We start from the raw sequence: 2,394 nt of genomic DNA, 5'->3' as shown, positions 1-2,394 counted from the left end.
GAAGAAAGTGAGCCCCACTACCCCACACACGCAACCCCTGCCGGGTATCACACGTGCATGGTTTAGCCTCTTCCGCTTTCGCTCGCCACTACTCACGGAATCACTATTGTTTTCTCTTCCTGTGGGTACTGAGATGTTTCACTTCCCCACGTTCCCTCCACACACCCTATATATTCAGATGCGGGTAACACGACATCACTCGTGCTGGGTTTCCCCATTCGGAAATCCTCGGATCTCAGCTCGGTTGACAGCTCCCCGAGGCTTATCGCAGCCTCCTACGTCCTTCATCGGCTCCTGGTGCCAAGGCATCCACCGTACGCTCTTAAACACTTACTAACAAAGATGCTCGCGTCCACTGTGCAGTTCTCAAACAACACACAAAATCCGGCTCACATCAGCACCATGCCCACCCACCCCCAAAAGAAGCGAATGCGGTCTGCCTGACCACCGGATCTTGTCGTTATCTTCGCCTAGAGAGCCACTCGCGTGTTCTCTCAGGACCCAACAGTGTGCCGATATATCCCCTCGCCAACCAGTCGTGACGACCGATTGATACGCGAGAAGAACTAGTCAGTGTTCCACCCATGAGCGTCCGCAGTCCTACAGATGAGAACTAAACGGTCTCTGACGCGGTCGAGGACGACTCTTCGAACCGACCAGCGTAGAAGTGCTCCTTAGAAAGGAGGTGATCCAGCCGCACCTTCCGGTACGGCTACCTTGTTACGACTTCGTCCCAATCGCCAATCCCACCTTCGACGGCTCCCTCCCACAAGGGGTTAGGCCACCGGCTTCGGGTGTTACCGACTTTCATGACGTGACGGGCGGTGTGTACAAGGCCCGGGAACGTATTCACCGCAGCGTTGCTGATCTGCGATTACTAGCGACTCCAACTTCACGGGGTCGAGTTGCAGACCCCGATCCGAACTGAGACCGGCTTTAAGGGATTCGCTCCACCTCACGGTATCGCAGCCCTCTGTACCGGCCATTGTAGCATGTGTGAAGCCCTGGACATAAGGGGCATGATGACTTGACGTCGTCCCCACCTTCCTCCGAGTTGACCCCGGCAGTCTCTCACGAGTCCCCGCCATTACGCGCTGGCAACATAAGATAAGGGTTGCGCTCGTTGCGGGACTTAACCCAACATCTCACGACACGAGCTGACGACAGCCATGCACCACCTGTACACCGACCACAAGGGGGCCTACATCTCTGCAGGTTTCCGGTGTATGTCAAACCCAGGTAAGGTTCTTCGCGTTGCATCGAATTAATCCACATGCTCCGCCGCTTGTGCGGGCCCCCGTCAATTTCTTTGAGTTTTAGCCTTGCGGCCGTACTCCCCAGGCGGGGTACTTAATGCGTTAGCTACGGCACGGATCCCGTGGAAGGAAACCCACACCTAGTACCCACCGTTTACGGCATGGACTACCAGGGTATCTAATCCTGTTTGCTACCCATGCTTTCGCTTCTCAGCGTCAGTTACTTCCCAGAGACCCGCCTTCGCCACCGGTGTTCCTCCTGATATCTGCGCATTTCACCGCTACACCAGGAATTCCAGTCTCCCCTGAAGTACTCTAGTCTGCCCGTATCGCCTGCAAGCTTAAGGTTGAGCCCCAAGTTTTCACAGAAGACGCGACAAACCGCCTACAAGCTCTTTACGCCCAGTAATTCCGGACAACGCTCGCACCCTACGTATTACCGCGGCTGCTGGCACGTAGTTGGCCGGTGCTTCTTCTACAGGTACCGTCACTTGCGCTTCGTCCCTGTCGAAAGGAGTTTACAACCCGAAGGCCGTCATCCTCCACGCGGCGTCGCTGCATCAGGCTTTCGCCCATTGTGCAATATTCCCCACTGCTGCCTCCCGTAGGAGTCTGGGCCGTGTCTCAGTCCCAGTGTGGCCGGTCACCCTCTCAGGTCGGCTACCCGTCGTCGCCTTGGTGAGCCGTTACCTCACCAACAAGCTGATAGGCCGCGGGCCCATCTCGCACCGATAAATCTTTCCACCCACCAGCATGCACTGGAAGGTCATATCCGGTATTAGACCCAGTTTCCCAGGCTTATCCCGAAGTGCGAGGCAGATCACCCACGTGTTACTCACCCGTTCGCCGCTCGTGTACCCGAAGGCCTTACCGCTCGACTTGCATGTGTTAAGCACGCCGCCAGCGTTCGTCCTGAGCCAGAATCAAACTCTCCGTTGAAGACTCTTGACAACCCCGAAGGGCCAATCAGAAGAATAACTAGAGTCCGAAAACCTAGCAAAACAAAACGCCAGCAAAAAGATTTGCTGACTAAATGTCCGACCTCAACAACCGGGGGGTATGAGAGGCCGGAACCAATTAAACAATTGGCACTGACATTCATCGACACACTATTGAGTTCTCAAAGAACACACGCACA

Annotated in this window: 2 rRNA genes (1 of these 2 only partly in view); both read right to left on the bottom strand. The window is 55.4% G+C overall.

The features are described 5' to 3' along the window. Positions 1–336: ribosomal RNA gene (locus ACIBCN_RS44415) — 23S ribosomal RNA — on the bottom strand; it reaches 2,883 nt to the left of the window's first position. Positions 337–678: 342 nt separating this feature from the next. Next, positions 679–2,195 (bottom strand): 16S ribosomal RNA (locus ACIBCN_RS44410). The 16S and 23S rRNA genes sit together here, the layout of an rRNA operon. Between the last annotated feature and the right edge of the window lie 199 nt (positions 2,196–2,394).

This window comes from Nocardia sp. NPDC051052 (assembly GCF_044456045.1).
Classification (GTDB): Bacteria; Actinomycetota; Actinomycetes; order Mycobacteriales; family Mycobacteriaceae; genus Nocardia.
Note: the sequence above shows the minus strand (reverse complement) of the source record. Positions and strands in the feature narration are given on the sequence as shown.